The sequence below is a fragment of the Mesorhizobium sp. P3_A2 genome (assembly GCF_056403115.1).
The window spans coordinates 301,367-320,068 of sequence record NZ_JBFUGC010000005.1 but is presented as its reverse complement, the minus strand read 5'-3'; the positions used below and the strand labels follow the sequence as shown (position 1 = coordinate 320,068).

Genomic DNA, 18,702 nt, shown 5'->3' with positions numbered 1-18,702 from the left:
GATCCTACTCCGCCTCGTCCGCCGATGCGGCGTTGAGCTGGCCGTACTTTTCCTCGCCGATCGAGGCCAGCAGGTCGAGCTGCGTTTCGAGGAAGTCGATATGACCTTCCTCGTCGGCCAGCAATTCCTCGAACAGCTTCATCGTCACGTAGTCGCCTGCTTCTTCACAGATCTCGCGCGAACGCTTGTAGGCGGTGCGCGCGTCATATTCGCCGGCAAGATCGGATTCGAGCACTTCCTTGACGTTCTGGCCAATGCGCAAAGGCGCCACGGACTGCAGATTGGGGTGGCCTTCGAGGAAGATGATACGGGCCACCAGCCGGTCGGCATGGTGCATTTCCTCGATCGATTCGGCGCGTTCCTTCTTTGCCAGCTTGGCGTATCCCCAATCCTCCAGCAGACGGAAATGCACCCAGTATTGATTGACGGCGCCGAGCTCCAGAAAAAGAGCCTCGTTAAGCCGCTCTATGATCTGCTTTTCGCCTTTCATGGGTTCTGCTCCCGTATTGGACGCGCAGGCCTCTAACGCGATCCAGATGTGAAACGATGTCGGCACCGCTCGCCTCCGAGCGGGCGTGGTAATTTTCGGTGACCCGAATGATCGTTTCGACCACATTTGGGAAGCAGCCGCAACAGCGACCGCGCTTTTGCATCGTGTGATAGACTTTCGCCGGCACGATGAGCTGCCAGGGATCCTGATCCAGCAGATCGACGATCGTCTGCTCAATCTCCTTTTCGGTGATGATGTTGCAATGGCAGATCAGCATCGATTGGCTCTGGCTGACGGCGCCTCCTCCGCGCCGTTTGGCTAGTGGTTGGTTGAGGTGCTACTTGAACACCTTCTCCGGTGCATCAAGGCTGTCGGAACCTTCGAAAGCAATGTTGTTGAGCTTCAAGGCACCAACGGCGCGTTCGATCGACTTGGTCTGGTCGACCAGCGCGTCGATTGCCGCCTGCACCGTGGCGTTGCCTTCGGTGTTGCCCTCGGCGATCTGCTGGTCATAGGCCTCGCCGGCCACGGCCCGCGCCTTGATCGCCTCCATCTTGGCGACGGAAACATCGAGCTTGTCGGACAGCTCCTTGTCGATCGCCGGATCGGCTGCCTTCACCATGTCGTGCACCGATGGGCCTGAAACGACGGTGCCGTCGAGGCGCGTGTAGCTGGCGAGATAGGCGGCGCGGATGCCGATCGCGTCATAGAGATGCGAGTTGTAGGTGTTGTCGGAGAAGCAGTCGTGCTCCTCTTCCGGATCATGCAGCAACAGGCCGAGCTTCATGCGCTCGCCGGCCAGTTCGCCGTAGGACAGCGAGCCCATGCCGGTGAAGATCACCGAGATGGCGGCGTTCGGCTGGCCGTCGACGAGGTTCTTGCGGGCCGCGCCGTCTTCCTTCCAGTTGCTGACCATCTCCTGCAGGTCGGAGACCAGCAGGTCGCTGGCCGACTTCAGATACTGCGCCCGGCGGTCGCAATTGCCGCCGGTGCAGTTCTTCAGGTCATAGTCGGTGTAGGGCCGCTCGCCGGCGCCCGGGCCGGTGCCGTGCAGGTCCTGGCCCCAGAGCAGGAACTCGATGGCGTGATAGCCGGTGGCGACATTGGCTTCGATGCCGCCGGCTTCCTGCAGCGTGCCGGAGAGGAATTCCGGCGTCAGCTTCGACGCGTCGACCTTCTTGCCGTTGATCTCGATTTCCTTGTTGGCGATCACATTGGCGGTGTAGAGCGCGTTGGCATCGGACTCGGTGCCATAGCTCTTGGCGACATAATCGATCAGGCCTTCGTCCAGCGGCCAGGAGTTCACCTTGCCTTCCCAGTCGTCGACGATCTTGTTGCCGAAGCGGTACACCTCGGTCTGCTGGTAAGGCACGCGCGACGCCTTCCAGGCATCGCGGGCGGCGTTGAGCGTATCGGCCGACGGGTTGGCGAGCAGCGCGTCGACAGCCTTGTCGAGCGCCTGGGCGGTGGTCAGCGAATCCTCGTATTTGGCCAGCGCGATGTCGGAATAGGTTTTGATGACCGCCTTGGCGTCGGTCTCCGCCGCCTTGGCCGGCAGGATGAAAACCGCCGCCGTCAACATTGCCGTGGCACCGATCGCAGCCAGCCTGCCGCCATATCGTGCTGTCATCATCATTCTCCAATTCAAAGGGAATTCGGTAAAAGGCGCGCGTGCCAGGCGGTGCCCGGACATAGGCATGCCATAGGACACAACGGATGCCGCACCGCTGCGCGGCTCACGGAAGAAAGACACCAAATGCCTCCAATCGAACGGGTTCAAGGCCCAAACATCAAAGGGATGCGCTGACGCGCGAGCCTCCATAAAACGATGGCGGCGCCGGAAGTCAACTGGCTAACCCCAGAAAATTCAATTGAAACAACAGTTTAGAATTATTCTAAACTAGGATTATCAACTTTAAATCGTATCGCCAGCAGCCAAGGTGAGAGACACCGAGATTGACAGACGACCATTCCGGGTGCGACCCGGAGCTGGGCTCTTGCGACGGCGGCAGACAATCGCCATCTGGCGGAACGGCTCACAATCAAAGAGCATGATGTCGTCCGCAAACCGCTTCACACTTTTCGGCATCATGCTCTAGATTTGAAACAGGAATTCGGGTTGCGATGAAGAATGGTATCGTCATTGTCGGTGCGGGTCATGCGGGCGTGCAAGCGGCCGCCAGCCTGCGCGAGGAAGGCTATGACGGACCGGTCGTGCTGATCGGCGACGAGAACGAACTGCCCTACCACAAGCCGCCTTTGTCGAAGACCTTCATCAAGGATGCCGAGGCCAAGCCGCAGCCCTTGCGCGGCGAGGCTTTTTATACCGGCAGCGCCATCGACTTCAGGCCGGGCATCCGAATCGACAGTATCGATACGGCCGGCTGCAGGTTGGACATAGCAGGCGGTGGCGTGCTTGCCTTCGACCGCCTTATCCTGGCCACCGGTTCGCGGCCGCGGCTTCTGCCGCTGCCGGGCGCGGACCTCTCGGGTGTGCTGTCGCTGCGCTCGATCGCCGATGCGCGGCTGATCCGCGAACTCAGTGCGCAGAGCGACGATGTCGTCATTCTCGGCGGCGGCTTCATCGGACTGGAGATCGCGGCGACGCTGAGGGCCGCCGGTCGCAACGTCACCGTGGTCGAAGCCGTCGACCGATTGCTCGGCCGGGCGGTGGCGCCGGTGGTGGCGAGCCATGTCCGCCAGCGGCTGGAGGCGCTGGGCGTGCGCATCCTCACCGGCACCACGATTGCCAGGCTGGAGGGCGAAAACGGCCATGTCTCAACCGCCGTCACTTCGACCGGCGAAAGGCTGCCGGCACGCATGGTGATTGTCGGCATCGGCGCAGTGCCGAATGTCGAGCTGGCTGGGGCCGCCGGCCTGACTGTCGCCAATGGCATCCGCGTCGACCAGCAGATGCGCAGCTCAGTGCCAGACATTCTCGCCGTCGGCGACGCTGCCTCCTACCGCCACTGGTCGACCGGCGGCGACGTGCGGCTGGAATCGGTCCAGAACGCCACCGACCAGGCGCGGCTTGCCGCGCGCACCGTCACCGGCCATGCCGAGAGCTATTCGGCCGTGCCGTGGTTCTGGTCGGACATCGGCGACATGAAATTGCAGATGGTCGGACTGACATCGGGCGGCGACAGCCATGTCGTGCTGGGCAACCTCGCCGACAACAAATTCTCAATCTACCATTATGCCGGCAAACGGCTACTCGGCATCGAATCGGTCAATCGCCCCGGCGACCACATGCTCGGCCGCAAGATGCTCGGCGCGGGATTTTCGCCAACGCCGCAGACGGTGGCGGAAGGGCCTGATGGGCTGAAGGCTGCGCTGGCGGCGTTCCAGCAGGATGAGCCGGCAAGGGCTGCGGGCTGACGCCTCTTTACCTCCCCCTTGTGGGGAGGTCGGACGGTAGGTCCGGGTTGGGGGCGTGGCGCCGCCCCCCCGCCCCGCTGCTTCGCAGCGACCCTCCCCACGAGGGGGAGGGTAAGCGCTAGGCCGCGCAGACTTCGCGGATCGAGCTTTCCAGGATGTCGAGCGCCTCGTTCATGACGTTGTCCTGGATGGTGATCGGGGCGAGGAAACGGATGACGTTGCCGTAGACGCCGCAGGTCAGCAGGATCAGGCCCTTGTCGAGCGCCTTCAGCCGAATGGCGTTGGCGATCTCAGCCGACGGCAGGCCTTTCTTGACGTCGTTGAATTCGACCGCGTTCATGAAGCCGAGGCCCCTTATATCGACAATCTCGGGCACGTCGTCACGGATCGCCTGCAGCCGTTGCTTCAGCCGGGCGCCGAGCGTGTTGGCGCGGTCGCACAGCTTCTCGTCCTCGATGACGTCGAGCACGGCGTGTGCTGCAGCGACACCGATCGGGCTGCCGCCATAGGTGCCGCCGAGGCCCCCGGGGCCGGGCGCATCCATGATTTCGGCGCGGCCGGTGACCGCCGCCAGCGGGAAGCCGCCGGCCAGGCTCTTGGCCATGGTGGTGATGTCGGCCGCGACCTCGTGATGATCCATCGCGAACATCTTGCCGGTGCGGGCAAAGCCGGTCTGCACCTCGTCGGCGATCAGCAGCATGCCGTGCTGGTCGCAGAGTTTGCGCAGCGCCGTCAGGAACTCGCGCGGCGCGTCATAGAAGCCGCCCTCGCCCTGCACCGGCTCGATGATGATGGCGGCCACGCGGGCCGGATCGACATCGGCCTTGAACAGCCTGTCGAGTGCGGCAAGCGAATCCGCGACCGACACGCCGTGCAGCGGAACCGGGAACGGCGCATGGTAGACGTCGCCCGGCATGGCGCCGAAACCGACCTTGTAAGGCACGACCTTGCCGGTCAGCGCCATACCCATGAAGGTGCGGCCATGGAAGCCGCCGGCAAAGGCGATGACGGCCTGGCGGCCGGTGGCGTTGCGGGCGATCTTGATGGCGTTCTCCACCGCCTCGGCGCCGGTGGTGACGAAGATGGTCTTCTTTTCGAACTTGCCGGGCAGCATGGCGTTCAGCCGTTCGGCCAGCCTGACATAGCTCTCATAGGGCACCACCTGGTGGCAGGTGTGGGTGAAGCGGTCGAGTTGCGCCTTGACCGCCTCGATCACCTTGGGGTGGCGATGGCCAGTGTTGACGACGGCGATCCCGGAGGAGAAATCGATGTAGCGGCGGCCTTCGACGTCCCAGATCTCAGAATTTTCCGCGCGATCGGCATAGATTTGCGTCGTCATGCCGACGCCGCGGGAAATCGACTGGTTCTTGCGTTCGGAAATGGCTGCGTTCTTCATGGTCATCCCTCGCCGGGCTGGCGCCCGCTCTTGCTTGACAGGTCTCGAGCCTCTTCTGGCCTTATTTCACGTTTTCCTCAAGTCGGCACCGTCGTCCGGCGATTGGGCCTGCCGTCGGTGCGCGGCACGTCGACAGGTCCTGATCCGCTGACCGATACGCGTACGAGATCGGTTTCCTTTTCCTTCGGATCGATTATCCTCCCGATGTCTGGGACAGCTCACCCGTTATGAACGTTCCGGATCGGTGAGGGACCCTATGAGCAGAAACGCGACATCGTCCGCCCCGCAGCGCCCGGCCTCAGGCCTTCTTTCGTTTTCTCCGATCCTTCTCGCCTGTGCGATGGTGCCGCTGCTGCTGGCCGGCTGCCAGAAGCAGGAGGCGGCCAAGAAACTGCCGATCATGGTGCGCACCGAGACGGTGGCGATGGCCGATTATGCGCCGAGGAGCTCGCTGACAGGCGTGATCGCGGCGCGCACGCTGAACAATCTGTCGTTCCGTGTCGGCGGCCGCGTCGCCGAACGGCTTGTCGATGTCGGCCAGCATGTCGACAAGGACGCCGTGCTCGCCCGCATCGATCCGCAAGAACAGGAATCCGATTTGCGCTCGGCGCAAGCCGATCTCGACGCCGCGCAGGCGCAACTGACCCAGGCGGCCGCCACCTTCGAACGGCAGAAAACCCTGCTTGCCCAGGGTTTTACCACCAGGCGGGACTATGATGCCGCTGACCAGGCGCAGAAGGTGGCGCAAGGCAGTGTCGACCAGGCGCAGAGCGCGCTTTCCAACGCCAAAGAGAACCTGTCCTTCACCGAGCTCAAGGCGGGCGCTGCCGGCGTCATCACCGCTCGGCAGGTCGAATCCGGGCAAGTGGTGCAGGCGGCACAGACGGTCTTCACCGTCGCCGAGGACGGTGACCGCGATGCGGTGTTCAATGTCCAGGAAACGCTGGTCGCCAAAACGGCGCCATCGCCCTCGGTGACGATCACGCTGCTTGCCGACCCGCAGGTGAAGGCCTTGGGCAAGGTGCGCGAAGTCTCCCCCGCGGTCGATCCGGCTTCGGGGTCGGTCCGGGTCAAGGTCGGCATTGCCGACACGCCGGCAGGCATGCCGCTCGGCGCCACGGTCATCGGCTCGGTCAACGCCAGGTCGGCGAAGGCCGTCATCCTGCCCTGGCAGGCGCTGACCTCGATCGAGGGCAAGCCGGCTGTCTGGATTGTCGATCCCTCGACCAAGGCGGTGACAACAGCCCTGGTCAATGTGCTGGCCTTCGATTCCGGCGTGGTTGTCGTCGACAAGGGGCTGGAGGCCGGACAAAGCGTCGTCACCGCGGGCGGCCAGCTGCTCAGTCCCGGGCAGACGGTTGAAATCTCGGGAGCAGCACAATGAGGCGGCTGCGCATCCTGCTTCTCGTGCCCGCTCTGTTTTCAGTTGCGATGCTCGTAGCCTGTTCGAAGTCAGAGGAAAGGCCGCCCGAGATCATCCGGCCGGTGCTGTCGATGGTGATCGAGCCGCAGACGACGCAGACCTTCGGCTTTGCCGGCTCCATCGAGCCGCAGGTCAGCGCCGACCTCGCCTTCCGCCTGCTCGGCCGCGTCGTCTCGCGCGACGTCAAGGTCGGCGACATCGTCAGCAAGGGCACGACGATCGCCACGCTCGATCCGACGGCGCTCGAGCTTGCCGTACAGGCGGCAAAGGCCGAACTCTCCAATGCCGAGGCGCAATTCGCCAACGCCGCCGCCAGCGAGGACCGCCAGCGCCAGTTGCTCGCCGCGGCTAACACCTCGCAGGCCGTCTTCGATGCCGCGCAGCAGGCGAGGCAAGCGGCCGAAGCCGGCGTCGAGCGGGCCAAGGCAGCGCTTGCCAAATCGCAGGAGCAGCTTGGCTATGCAAGGCTGTTCTCGGACTTCGACGGCGTCGTCACCGCCACCGGCGCCGAGGTCGGCCAGACGGTTTCGGCGGGCCAGACCATCGTCACCGTGGCGCGCTCGGATTTGCGCGAAGCGGTGGTCGACATTCCCGACCAATTGATCGGCGATCTGGCTGTCGGCACGCCGTTCGGCGTCATCCTGCAATCGCTGCCGTCGATCCAGACCGAGGCCACGCTGCGCGAGATCGCGCCGCAGGCCGATAGTTCGACCCGCAGCCGCCGCGTCAAGCTGACGCTCACCGATCCGCCGCAGGCCTTCCGGCTCGGCTCGACGGTGACGGCGACACGGGTGGCTAAGGTGGCGCCGACGATCGAGCTGCCGCTGTCGGCGCTGCTGCAGAAGAATGGCGGCGACAAGGTCTGGATCGTCGATGAAAAGACGTCGAGCGTCTCGACGCGCGACATCAAGATCGCCTCGAAGGGCGCCGCCAGCTTCATCGTCGCCGAAGGACTTGAGGCCGGGATGCGCGTCGTCACCGCCGGCGTCCACAGCCTGGTGGAGGGCCAGAAGGTCAAGACTCCACAAGGAGGGGCGTCATGAAGGGGTTCAACCTCTCCGACTGGGCTCTCAACCACCGCTCGCTGGTCTGGTACTTCATGCTGGTCTTCGTCGTCGCCGGCATCTTCGCCTACCTCAATCTCGGCCGCGAGGAAGATCCGAACTTCACCATCAAGACCATGATCGTCCAGGCCAATTGGCCGGGCGCCTCGGTCAACGAGACGGTGCGGCAGGTCACCGACCGCATCGAAAAGAAGCTCGAGGAACTGGACAGCCTCGACTTCACCCGCTCGGTCACCACCGCCGGCAAGACCGTCATCTTCGTCAACCTGAAGGACACCACCAAGGCGCGCGATGTTGTGCCGAACTGGACCCAGGTGCGCAACATGGTCAACGACATCGCGCCCCAATTTCCGCAAGGCGTGCAGGGGCCGTTCTTCAACGACCGCTTCGGCGACGTCTTCGGCAATATCTACGCCTTCACCTCGGACGGGCTGACGCCGCGCCAGTTGCGCGACTATGTCGAGGATGTCAGGACCCAGATCCTGACTGTGCCCAATGCCGGCAAGGTCGATCTGGTCGGCGCCCAGGACGAAGCCATCTATCTCGAATTCTCGACCCGCCAGATCGCAGCCCTCGGCCTCAACCAGCAGGCGATCGTGGCCAGTCTGCAAGCGCAGAACGCCATCACCCCGTCGGGCGTCGTCGAATCCGGACCCGAGCGCGTCAGCGTGCGCGTCGGTGGCCAGTTCACCTCCGAGGAGAGCCTGCGCGGCATCAATCTGCGCGTCAATGACCGCTTCTTCCGGCTGAGCGATGTGGCAACGATCCGGCGCAGCTATGAAGACCCGCCGACGGCACTTTTCCGCTTCAACGGCCAGGATGCCATCGGGCTCGCCATCGGCATGAAGCCCAATGCCAATCTGCTCGAATTCGGCGCGGCGCTTGAGAAGAAGATGGACGAGGTGCTGGCCGACCTGCCGGTTGGCGTCGGCGTGCATCTGGTCGCCGACCAGCCGGTGATCGTGGAGGAAGCCGTTTCGGGCTTTACCCGGGCGCTGGCCGAGGCCGTCGCCATCGTGCTTGCCGTGTCCTTCATCAGCCTCGGCATGCGCGCCGGCTTCGTCGTAGCACTGTCGATCCCGCTGGTGCTGGCCATCACCTTCACGGTCATGGCCTATCTCGGCATCTCGCTGCAGCGCATTTCGCTCGGGGCGCTGATCATCGCACTCGGCCTTTTGGTCGACGACGCCATGATTGCGGTCGAGATGATGGTGGCGCGGCTGGAGGTCGGCGACAATCTGCGCAAGGCGGCGACCTATGTCTACACATCGACCGCCTTCCCGATGCTGACCGGCACGCTGGTGACGGTCGCCGGCTTCATCCCGATCGGCCTCAACAACAGCGCCGCCGGCGAATACACGTTTACGCTGTTCGTCGTTATCGCGGTCTCGCTTTTGGTGTCATGGATCGTGGCGGTGCTGTTCGCACCGCTGCTCGGCGTTACCATCCTGCCGGCGACGATGAAGCAAAAGCACGAGCAACCGGGACGCTTCACCAGCCTGTTCCGGCGCGTGCTCGTGGGCTCGGTGCGACACCACTGGCTGACGATCTTCGTCACGGTATTGTTGTTTGCCGGCTCAATCGCCGGCTTCGGCCTTGTCCAGCAGCAGTTCTTCCCGCCTTCGGACCGGCCTGAGCTGATTGTCGACTGGAATCTGCCGCAGAACTCGTCGGTCACCGAGACGCGCGACCAGATCGAGCGCTTCGAAGGCCGGGCGCTGGCCGGCAATCCCGACGTCGACCATTTCTCGTCCTATATCGGCCAGGGCGCGGTGCGCTTCCTGCTTGCCTTCGACGTGCAGCCGGCCAATCCCTATTTCGGCCAGACGGTCATCGTCACCAAGAGCATCGAGGCGCGCAACCGGATCAAGCCGCAGCTGGAGAAGCTGCTGCGCGAGGAGTTCGTCGGCACCGACGCTTTCGTCAAGCCGCTCGAACTCGGGCCGCCGGTCGGGCGCCCGGTGCAATACCGCATCGGCGGACCCGACATCCAGAAGGTGCGCGATCTGGCGCAGCAATTTGCCGGCCTGATCTCGGTCAATACCAAGCTGGCGGCGCCGACTTTCGACTGGAATGAGCCGCAGCGCGTGCTGAGGGTCGATGTGCTGCAGGACAAGGCGCGCCAGCTCGGCATCACCTCCTCCGACATCGCCAGTGCGCTGAACAGCACGGTCGGTGGCGCCACCATCACCCAGGTGCGCGACGCCACCTATCTGATCAATGTCATCGCCCGCTCACGCGAGGCCGAACGCGGTTCGATCGACACGCTGCAGAACATGCAGCTGCCGACCGGCAATGGCGAGGCGATCCCGCTCGCGGCGGTGGCAAACTTCCGCTACGACCTCGAACAGCCGACGGTGTGGCGGCGCAACCGCATTCCGACCATCACCGTGCGCGCCGGCCTGGTCGGCGACGTGCTGCCGGCAACCGTCGTCAACGAATTGAAGCCGTCGGTCGACGCCTTCATCGCCAAGCTGCCGCCCGGCTATTCGGTCGCAACTGCCGGCTCGGTCGAGGAAAGCGCCAAGAGCCAGGGACCGATCGCCGCCGTCGTGCCGCTGATGCTGTTCGTCATGGCGACCATCCTGATGATCCAGCTGCAAAGCTTCCAGCGCCTGTTCCTGGTCGTGGCGGTGGCGCCGCTGGGGCTGATCGGCGTGGTCGCGGCCCTGGTGCCGAGCGGCGCGCCGCTCGGCTTCGTCGCCATCCTCGGCGTGCTGGCGCTGATCGGCATCCTGATCCGCAACTCGGTCATCCTGATCGTGCAGATCGAGGATCTGGTCGCCGAGGGCAAGGACCGCTGGGCGGCGGTGATCGAGGCGACCGAGCACCGGATGCGGCCGATCGCGCTGACGGCGGCAGCCGCCAGCCTGGCGCTGATACCGATCGCGCGCGAAGTGTTCTGGGGGCCGATGGCCTACGCCATGATGGGCGGCATCATCGCAGGCACCGCGATCACACTGCTGTTCCTGCCGGCGCTCTATGTGACCTGGTTCCGGATCAAGGAGCCTAAGGTGGGGGACGAGCCATCCGTTCTGGAGAACGGCGAACTGGCGCAAAGCTCGACTTAAGGCTCGCTGCATCACTCGTTGTCGTTGGAGGGTACTGATCTGGCGCGCTGCCAGGGGGACAATTTTGAAGTACGCCAAGCATGCCAGCCTTTTGGCAAATCGGCCAATTCCAGGATGCTCTCATCCCGCTGAACCACATTCTGGAGGCTGACGAGCATTATCTCGCGTTCATCCCGATTTTGCTTGTCGCTGCTATGAAATTGCCAACTGCCACCTTCATCGTTGTAGTTATCGTCGTCATCAGCTTCATGCACAACGTATGCGATTCAGTCGCCACGTTTGAATATGCTCTTGTCCGACAACACCGCGACATTGGGTGGGTCTTCGAATTTCCAATCCTCCATAGGAACCCCTGAATGCCGTTGGCCATGCGCAGGAAGGAGTGAATTCAAGCGGTTCTCACAAACCCCTCTGAGGCCCTCAACAGGTTGCGCGTATAATCCTTGGTCACGCGATGCCCGATCAACTGGCTCGCGGTGAGATTCTCTACCGCCTCGCCGCTCTGCATCACCATCAGCCGCTCGCACATATGGGTGATTATGGCGAGGTCGTGGCTGACCATCAGGAAGGTCAGCTTCCGTCGACGACGGACCTCTTCCAGAAGGTTGAGCACTTCGGCCTGCACCGAAGCGTCGAGCGCCGAGGTCGGCTCGTCGAGCAGCAGGATCGAAGGTTCGAGAATCAAGGCGCGGGCAATGGCGACGCGCTGGCGCTGGCCGCCTGACAATTGGTGCGCGTAGCGGAAACGGAAGCCGTTGCCGAGGCCGACCTCATCCAACGCGCGCTGGATGCGCTGCTCGCCGTCGGCAAAGCCGTGAATGGCGAGCGGCTCCTGCAACAAGCGGTCGACGGTCTGGCGCGGATGCAGCGAACCATAGGGGTCCTGGAAGACCATCTGCACCTCGCGGTAGAACGCCTTGTCACGACGCGCTCCCAGCGTCTTGCCGTTGACGGTGATGGTGCCGGATTTAGCCTGCACGAGACCGGCGATGGCTTTCAGCAGCGTCGACTTGCCGGAACCGCTCTCGCCGACCAGCCCGAAGGAATCACCGGATTGCACTTCGAGGCTGACACCCTTCAGCGCGCGAAAACGGTCGAACACCACCTCCAGCCCGTCGATGGAAATGGCTGGAGTCATGCGGCCCACTCCGGCTTGCGGTCGAGCACCGGCAGCGGATGGCGTTCGTAGCCGATCCTGGGCATGCAGTTGAGCAGGCCGCGCGTGTAGGGATGCTGGGCGTCGCGCAATTCCGAGGCCTTGAGCTGTTCGACCACCTTGCCGGCATACATGACGATGACGCGGTCGCAGAAAGACGCAACAAGCCGCAGATCGTGCGAGATGAAGATCAGGCCCATGCCACGCTCGCTGACCAGGCGGTCGAGGATGCCGAGCACGTCAAGCTGCACGGTGACGTCGAGCGCCGAGGTCGGCTCATCGGCGATCATCAGTTCCGGCCCGGCGATCAGCATCATGGCGATCATGGCGCGCTGGCCCATGCCGCCGGAGACCTCGTGTGGATGCAGGTCGAAGACACGCGAGGGATCGCGGATCTGAACGGCTTCGAGCATGGCCAGCGCCCGCTCGCGGGCCTCGGCCTTGGAGACCTTCTCATGCGTGCGCAGCGTCTCGACGATCTGGCGGCCGATGCTCATCACCGGGTCGAGCGAATATTTCGGATCCTGCAGGATCATGGCGATGCGCTTGCCGCGCAGCGCCCGGCGCTGGCGGGCCGGCATGGCCAGAAGGTCGATGCCGTCGAGGGCGAGCTTCGTCGCCGAAACAAGGGCCTGCGGCGGGGTCAGACCCATGATGGCGCGGCCGGTCTGCGACTTGCCGGAACCGCTTTCGCCAACGATGCCGAGCCGCTCGCGGCCGAGCGAGAAGGAGACACCGCGCACCGCCTGGACAAGGCCGGTGCGGGTCGGGAAATCGACGCGCAGGTCGTCGACCTCCAGCAATGTGCCTGTCGCGCCGCTCATTGGTCCCCGCTCCTTGGATCGAGCGCGTCGCGCAAACCGTCGCCAAGCAAGTTGAAGCCGAGGCTGACGATCAGGATGGCGAAGCCCGGCGCGCCGGCCACCCACCACTGGTCGAGCACGAAGCGGCGGCCCGATGCGATCATGGTGCCCCATTCCGGCAGCGGCGGCTGCGCGCCGAGGCCAAGGAAGCCGAGGCCGGCGGCGGTGAGGATGATGCCGGCCATGTCGAGCGTCACCCGGATGATCAGCGAGGAGATGCAGAGCGGCATGATGTGGCGCAGCACGATGCGGAAGGGCGAGGCACCCATCAATTGCACCGCCTTGATGTAATCGGAGTTGCGCACGGTCAGCGTTTCCGCGCGGGCGATTCGGGCGTAAGGCGGCCACGAGGTGATGGCGATGGCCAGCACCGCGTTCTCGATGCCGGGACCAAGTGCGGCGACAAAGGCCAGCGCCAGGATCAGCTTGGGGAAGGCGAGGAAGATGTCGGTGATGCGCATCAGGATCGCATCGGTCCAGCCGCCAGCATAGCCGGCGACGGTGCCGACCAGCAGGCCGATGGGCGCGGCGATGATGGCAACGAGGATGACGACATAGAGCGTCCAGCGCGAGCCATAGAGGATGCGCGAATAGATATCGCGCCCGAGATCGTCGGTGCCGAACCAGTGCGCCGCGCTCGGCGCCAAAAGACGCGCGTTCTTCAAATCGCCAACGGTCGGCGAATAGGGCGCCAGCACATCGGCGAAGGCGGCGACGACCAGCAGCGCGATGATGATCAACAGGCCGAGAAACGCCAGCCGGTTGGCGGAAAAGCGCCGCCAGGCGACATAGGCACGGCCGAGCCTTGCCTGCATGCGTGAGGCCGGCCGCTCGCTGAGCAGCCAGTCACGTCGGGTCTGGATTACCTCGGCGCTCATCGGACCTTCGTCCTCGGATCAAGCACCTTGTAGAGCACGTCGGACAGGAGATTGATGCCGATGAACACCGAACCAATGACGATGGTGCCGCCAAGCACGGCGTTCATGTCGGCGTTCTGCAGCGAATTGGTGATGTAGAGGCCGATGCCGGGCCAGGAGAACACCGTCTCTGTCAACACCGAACCTTCGAGCAGCCCGGCATAGGAGAGTGCGATAACCGTGACCATCGGCACTGCCGCGTTGCGCAGTGCATGGCCCCAGATGATGCGCGTTTCCGACAGGCCCTTGGCGCGCGCGGCGACGATGTATTCCTGCGACAGCTCGTTCAGCATAAAGGAGCGCGTCATGCGGCTGATATAGGCGAGCGAAAAATAGCCGAGCAGCGAGGCCGGCAGGATGATGTGGCGGTAGGCGTCGTAGAAGACATCCCATTGCCCCTGCATCGCGGCGTCGAGCAGATAGAAGCCGGTGATCGGCGTGAAGGTGTATTCGTAGACGACGTCGAGGCGGGCCGGGAAAGCCACCCATTGCAGCTTGGCGTAGAACAGGACGAGTCCCAGAAGCCCGATCCAGAAGATCGGCACGGAATAGCCGATCAGGCCGATGACGCGTACGATCTGGTCGATAAGGCTGCCGCGTTTTACCGCTGCCAGTACGCCGAGCGGCACGCCGATCAACGAGCCTATCAGCGTTCCCAAAGTCGCCAGTTCGATGGTTGCCGGAAAGGCGCGACGGATGTCGGTCATCACCGGATTGGTGGTCAACACCGAGGTGCCGAAATTCCCGTTCAGCGCATTCTTCACATAGATGTAGAACTGCTCGATCAGCGGCAGGTCGAGGCCCATCTCGCGGCGGGTGCGCTCGACCACATTGAGAGGAGCCCTGTCACCCAGCACCGCCAGCACCGGGTCGATCGGGATGACGCGGCCAATGAAGAAGGTCACGGCGAGCAGGCCAAGATAGGTCGTGACCGCGATGACCAGGAAACGGCCGATCGCCGATGCAATAGCGAAGGCGCGGGCGCTGCCGCGCCCGCTTTGGTTTTCAATCGCGCTCATACGGCGCGCCCGTGGGCATTACTCTTTCGAGACCGGGCCGACGAAGTTGCTATCGAAGCTCGGGCCGAGCGCGAAGCCCTTGAGGTTCTTACGCAGGCCGGCCACTTCGAGCTGCTGGTGAATGATCACGAAGGGGCTGGTGTCGAGGATTTTCTGCTGCAGATCCTTGTACATATCGGCACGCTTGCCCGCGTCCTTCTCCAGCAGTGCAGCTTCCGTTTCCTTGGTCAGCTCCGGAATGTCCCAGGAGTTGCGCCAGGCGAGCGTATGCGACTTGCCGGCATCCGAATTGTCGGGGTTCGACGCAAAGGTCTGGGCGTTGGAATTCGGATCGAAATAATCCTGGCCCCAATTGCCGATATAGATGTCGTGATTGCGGGCGCGGTATTTGGTCAGCGTCTGCTTGCCGTCGCCGGGGATGATCTCCAGCTTGATGCCGGCCTGGCCCAGCGTCTGCTGGATCGATTCCGCCATGCCGGTGGTCGGCTGTCCCGTGCGTACGTCCATGGTGACGCTGAAACCGTCCGGCAGGCCGGCCTTGGCCAGCAATTCCTTGGCCTTGGCGACGTCGAGCTTGAAGGGATTTTCGTCCACGGCGCCCAGGTCACCTTTGGGCAGGAAGGACTGGTGAATCTCGCCGATACCCTTGAGGATGGTCGTGCTCAGCGCATCGTAGTCGACCAAATATTTGAACGCCTGGCGCACTTCGGGCTTGGCCAGGTTCGGGTTCTTCTGGTTGAGGCTGATGTAGTAGACCGTGCCTTTCGGCGCGGCGGTGGTCGTTATATCGGCGTTCTTGGCGATGGCGTCGAGATCGTTCGGCTCGAGATTGCGGGCGACGTCGATGTCACCGGCTTCAAGCGCCAGGCGCTGCGCGGAGCTTTCCTTCATGTTGCGGTAGATAACGCGGGCAAGCTTGGCTTTCTCGCCATAGTAGTTGTCGTTGCGCTCCATAACGACGACCTCGTTGGCCCGCCACTCACGCAGCTTGAAGACGCCGGAGCCGGCATAGCCGGTCTTCAGCCAGGCGTTGCCGAAGTCGTTGTCATATTTGTAGTCGGCGCTCGGCGTGACCGCAGCGACATGTTCCTTGACCAGCTTGGCATCGACCACGGAAGCAACCGTTGCCGACAGGCAGTTCAGGACGAAGCTCGGCGCATAGGCCTTGTCGACGGTGAACTGGAACGTCGCATCGTCGACCGCCTTGGCCTTGTCGGTGACGTTGTCGCCACTGATGCCGAACTGGCCGATGATGAAGGCCGGGCTTTTGTCCAGCTTGACGGCGCGCTCAAAGGAGTAGGCGACGTCGGCCGCCGTGATCGGATTGCCGGAGGCGAATTTCAGGCCGGGCTTGAGCTTGAACGTATAGACCAGGCCATCGTCGGAAACGGTCCAGCTCTCGGCGAGGTCGCCCTTGACCTTGGAGGTGTCACTGAGATCGAGACGGACCAGCAGATCATAGGTGTTGCCGGTGACCTCGGCGGTCGACAGCTCGAACGCCTCGCCCGGATCCATCGAAATGATGTCATCGATGGCAAAACCTTCGACCAGCGTGTCGGCGGGCGTCACGGCAAAGGCCGGCGCTACGAGCAAGGCCGACAACGCCGCGCCCGCGAGCAAGGTACGAGAGCGCAGAGCAAATTTTTCGAGCATCATGATGATTGTTCCCTGGTTTGTTGATTGTTGACCCCGAGTTCCCGGCTCAGGGCTGCAGTGTTCTTTTTTCGAGGCCGAAGAACGGCCGTTCGACCTCTTACCGTGTTGGTTTTTGTCCAGTTGGTCAACACCCTATCCGGCAGCTCTCCAACCGGCAACGGGCATTTTATGAGCCGGCATATTGGAGCGGAATGAGCGACGGACGTCGAAGCATGGCCCGGCCAATTGCAGCGCCCGATCCGGAAAAAACTGCTCTTGTCAGTGCTATTTTATTGAGTGCTATTTTATCGCGGCGACCAGATCGGCGTTGGGAAAGCAGGTGGCGGCGCGGCCGTTCTTTTCCTGCCAGCTGCCGATCGAGCGGCGGGTCTTGAAGCCGGGCAGACCGTCGGCGCTGCCGACATCGTAGCCCTTGGCCTCCAGCGCCCGCTGCAAGGCGGCGATGTCGGAACGGTGCAGGCCACCGACCGGACCCCATTTGCCGGCGAAGTCGGCATCACCGTGAGCAATGCGGTCGGCGCCATGGCCGATGAACAGGGCGTAGAGGTCGCTGGTGTTGTATTCCTTCAGTACGTAGAAGTTGGGCGTCGCGATGAAGGCCGGGCCGCTGCGCCCGGCCGGCATCAGCAGAAAACCTTCGGCTTTCAGTTCGCTGCCCGGAAACGGTTTGCCGCCGACGCGGCTGATTCCCAGCGCCGCCCAGGCTGAGATCTTCTTGCCCTGATCGGGACCTTCGAGCGAGCAGGAAACGCTTGCCGGAACCGTGACCTCGAAACCCCAACCGCGACCCTTCACCCAGCCATAATGGACGAGATAGTTGGCGATCGAGGCCAGCACGTCCGGGGTCGAATTCCAGATGTCGGGGTGGCCATCACCGTCGAAATCGACGGCATGCTTCAGGAACGATGTCGGCATGAATTGCGGCTGGCCGAGCGCGCCGGCCCATGACGATTTCATGGCGCCGACAGGGGCCAGACCGCGCTCGACGATTTCGAGTGCGGCCAGCACTTCAGTGCGGAAGAAGTCTTTTTTGGTCGACATAAACGCCTTGGTGCCGAGCACCTCGAACGCGTCGTAAGGCATTTTCGCGGCGCCGAAGCCGGTCTCGCGACCCCAGATCGCCAGCAGCACCTCGCCCGGCACGCCGTAGCGTTTCTCGATAGCAGCCAGCGTCTTGGCATTGGCCGCTTCGCGCGTTCGCCCACCTGACGTGACGGCGCGCACCGTTTTTTCGGCGAAATAGGCACCGGGCGAGCCGAACTCGGCCTGATGCTGCTTTTGCGGGGTTTTGGGCTTTTCTCCGGGTAGGACGAGGTCGGGCAATTTGAGGTTCGGCTTCACGCCGTCGAAGGCGGCATCGAAGGTAGATTTGGAGATGCCTTTGGCTTTTGCTTCGGGCCAGAGGTCGGTCTGCAGCCAGGCGCGGAACTGGTCGTCGATTTTGGCGGCGGAGGCGGGAGCTACAAAAAGCAGGGCGATAACGGATGCGAGAAGCGTAACAAGCGCCAATCTGAAAGATCCGCGCTCTGTCGCGCGGGCGCGAAGGAATGCAGTCATCTCAGCAGCACCCTCCCGCCCAATTGCGTCAAAACGCCGTCCGCGATCGCAACGCCGCGGCCAGTGTACCCTCATCGAGATAGTCCAACTCGCCGCCAACGGGCACACCATGGGCGAGCCGTGTCACCTTGACCTCGAAACCCGAGAGCTGGTCGGTCAGGTAATGCGCCGTCGTCTGGCCCTCGACCGTGGCGTTGACGGCGAGAATGACCTCCTTGACCTCGCCGCCGGCGACGCGGTCGACCAGCGAGCGGATGTTGAGCTGTTCTGGACCGATGCCGTCGAGCGGCGACAGCGTGCCGCCGAGCACGTGATAGCGCACGTTCATCGCCGCCGCCCGCTCCAACGCCCAGAGATCCGAGACATCCTCGACGACGATCAGCGTTGAGGCATCGCGGCGCGGATCGGTGCAGATCATGCAGGGGTCTGACGTATCGACATTGCCGCAGGTCGTGCAGATGCGCACCTTGTCGGCCGCCTCGGCCATGGCGGCGGCGAGCGGTGACAAAAGCTGCTCCTTCTTCTTGATGAGGTGCAGTGCCGCGCGCCTGGCCGAACGCGGCCCGAGCCCCGGCACCTTGGCCAGGAGCTGGATCAGGCGTTCGATCTCGGGACCGGCGATTCGCTTGGACATCGCACTGATCTAGGATTTTTCGGCGCGCTTTGAAACATGCCGCATACGCACAGAGCCCGCCATGCTGCCATGGCGGGC

16 protein-coding genes are annotated in these 18,702 nt (G+C 63.4%); 4 read left to right on the top strand and 12 right to left on the bottom strand.

From position 1 onward, the window contains the following. Positions 1–4: 4 nt before the first annotated feature. Genes bfr through AC1DXM_RS14375 form a run of 3 tightly spaced genes read right to left on the bottom strand, consistent with a single transcriptional unit; the run spans position 5 to position 2,120 of the window. Positions 5–490 (bottom strand): bacterioferritin, encoded by a 486-nt coding sequence (bfr, locus tag AC1DXM_RS14385; RefSeq protein ID WP_142868533.1) that lies wholly within the window; start codon positions 488–490, stop codon positions 5–7. Continuing rightward, positions 456–767, bottom strand: a complete 312-nt coding sequence (locus tag AC1DXM_RS14380; protein WP_477233641.1) for a (2Fe-2S)-binding protein — start codon at positions 765–767, stop codon at positions 456–458. The genes bfr and AC1DXM_RS14380 overlap by 35 nt, the downstream gene beginning before the upstream one ends. A gap of 60 nt (positions 768–827) precedes the next feature. Then, a complete protein-coding gene (locus AC1DXM_RS14375; protein WP_477233640.1) occupies positions 828–2,120 on the bottom strand; it encodes an imelysin family protein in 1,293 nt (430 codons plus the stop codon). Positions 2,121–2,614: 494 nt separating this feature from the next. Here AC1DXM_RS14375 and AC1DXM_RS14370 point away from each other — a divergent pair, with 494 nt between their 5' ends. Next, entirely contained in the window at positions 2,615–3,868 is a 1,254-nt protein-coding gene (locus tag AC1DXM_RS14370) for an NAD(P)/FAD-dependent oxidoreductase (protein ID WP_477233639.1), read from the top strand. A gap of 118 nt (positions 3,869–3,986) precedes the next feature. On the opposite strand, the gene AC1DXM_RS14365 is transcribed toward AC1DXM_RS14370, so the two are convergent. Then, positions 3,987–5,264 (bottom strand): 4-aminobutyrate--2-oxoglutarate transaminase, encoded by a 1,278-nt coding sequence (locus AC1DXM_RS14365; protein ID WP_142868528.1) that lies wholly within the window; start codon positions 5,262–5,264, stop codon positions 3,987–3,989. Between the two features lie 256 nt (positions 5,265–5,520). Between AC1DXM_RS14365 and AC1DXM_RS14360 the strand changes: the two genes are divergently transcribed. The 3 genes from AC1DXM_RS14360 to AC1DXM_RS14350 are packed head-to-tail and all read left to right on the top strand — an operon-like array spanning position 5,521 to position 10,822. Next, positions 5,521–6,648 (top strand): efflux RND transporter periplasmic adaptor subunit, encoded by a 1,128-nt coding sequence (locus tag AC1DXM_RS14360; protein WP_477233638.1) that lies wholly within the window; start codon positions 5,521–5,523, stop codon positions 6,646–6,648. Beyond that, on the top strand, positions 6,645–7,730 hold the full coding sequence (locus tag AC1DXM_RS14355) for an efflux RND transporter periplasmic adaptor subunit (RefSeq protein WP_477233637.1): 1,086 nt from the start codon (positions 6,645–6,647) through the stop codon (positions 7,728–7,730). Before AC1DXM_RS14360 ends, AC1DXM_RS14355 begins: the two co-directional genes overlap by 4 nt. Next, positions 7,727–10,822: an efflux RND transporter permease subunit gene (locus AC1DXM_RS14350; protein WP_477233636.1), complete on the top strand. Its 3,096-nt coding sequence runs from the start codon at positions 7,727–7,729 to the stop codon at positions 10,820–10,822. Before AC1DXM_RS14355 ends, AC1DXM_RS14350 begins: the two co-directional genes overlap by 4 nt. 11 nt (positions 10,823–10,833) lie before the next feature. Here AC1DXM_RS14350 and AC1DXM_RS14345 read toward each other — a convergent pair whose 3' ends face one another. The 8 genes from AC1DXM_RS14345 to recR form a co-directional block, all read right to left on the bottom strand. Beyond that, positions 10,834–11,076: a hypothetical protein gene (locus AC1DXM_RS14345; RefSeq protein ID WP_477233635.1), complete on the bottom strand. Its 243-nt coding sequence runs from the start codon at positions 11,074–11,076 to the stop codon at positions 10,834–10,836. A gap of 134 nt (positions 11,077–11,210) precedes the next feature. After that, positions 11,211–11,960 (bottom strand): ABC transporter ATP-binding protein, encoded by a 750-nt coding sequence (locus AC1DXM_RS14340; RefSeq protein WP_477233634.1) that lies wholly within the window; start codon positions 11,958–11,960, stop codon positions 11,211–11,213. After that, the gene (locus AC1DXM_RS14335) at positions 11,957–12,802 is read right to left on the bottom strand and encodes an ABC transporter ATP-binding protein (protein ID WP_477233633.1); all 846 of its coding nucleotides are present in this window, start codon (positions 12,800–12,802) and stop codon (positions 11,957–11,959) included. The genes AC1DXM_RS14340 and AC1DXM_RS14335 overlap by 4 nt, the downstream gene beginning before the upstream one ends. Next, positions 12,799–13,719 (bottom strand): nickel transporter permease, encoded by a 921-nt coding sequence (nikC, locus tag AC1DXM_RS14330; protein ID WP_477233632.1) that lies wholly within the window; start codon positions 13,717–13,719, stop codon positions 12,799–12,801. The genes AC1DXM_RS14335 and nikC overlap by 4 nt, the downstream gene beginning before the upstream one ends. Further along, a complete protein-coding gene (locus AC1DXM_RS14325) occupies positions 13,716–14,777 on the bottom strand; it encodes an ABC transporter permease (RefSeq protein ID WP_477233631.1) in 1,062 nt (353 codons plus the stop codon). The genes nikC and AC1DXM_RS14325 overlap by 4 nt, the downstream gene beginning before the upstream one ends. An 18-nt stretch (positions 14,778–14,795) precedes the next feature. Beyond that, a complete protein-coding gene (locus AC1DXM_RS14320; protein ID WP_477233630.1) occupies positions 14,796–16,433 on the bottom strand; it encodes an ABC transporter substrate-binding protein in 1,638 nt (545 codons plus the stop codon). Positions 16,434–16,712: 279 nt separating this feature from the next. Further along, the gene (locus AC1DXM_RS14315; protein ID WP_477233629.1) at positions 16,713–17,990 is read right to left on the bottom strand and encodes a lytic murein transglycosylase; all 1,278 of its coding nucleotides are present in this window, start codon (positions 17,988–17,990) and stop codon (positions 16,713–16,715) included. 28 nt (positions 17,991–18,018) lie between these two features. Further along, positions 18,019–18,624: a recombination mediator RecR gene (gene recR / locus AC1DXM_RS14310; protein ID WP_477233628.1), complete on the bottom strand. Its 606-nt coding sequence runs from the start codon at positions 18,622–18,624 to the stop codon at positions 18,019–18,021. Positions 18,625–18,702 lie beyond the last annotated feature (78 nt).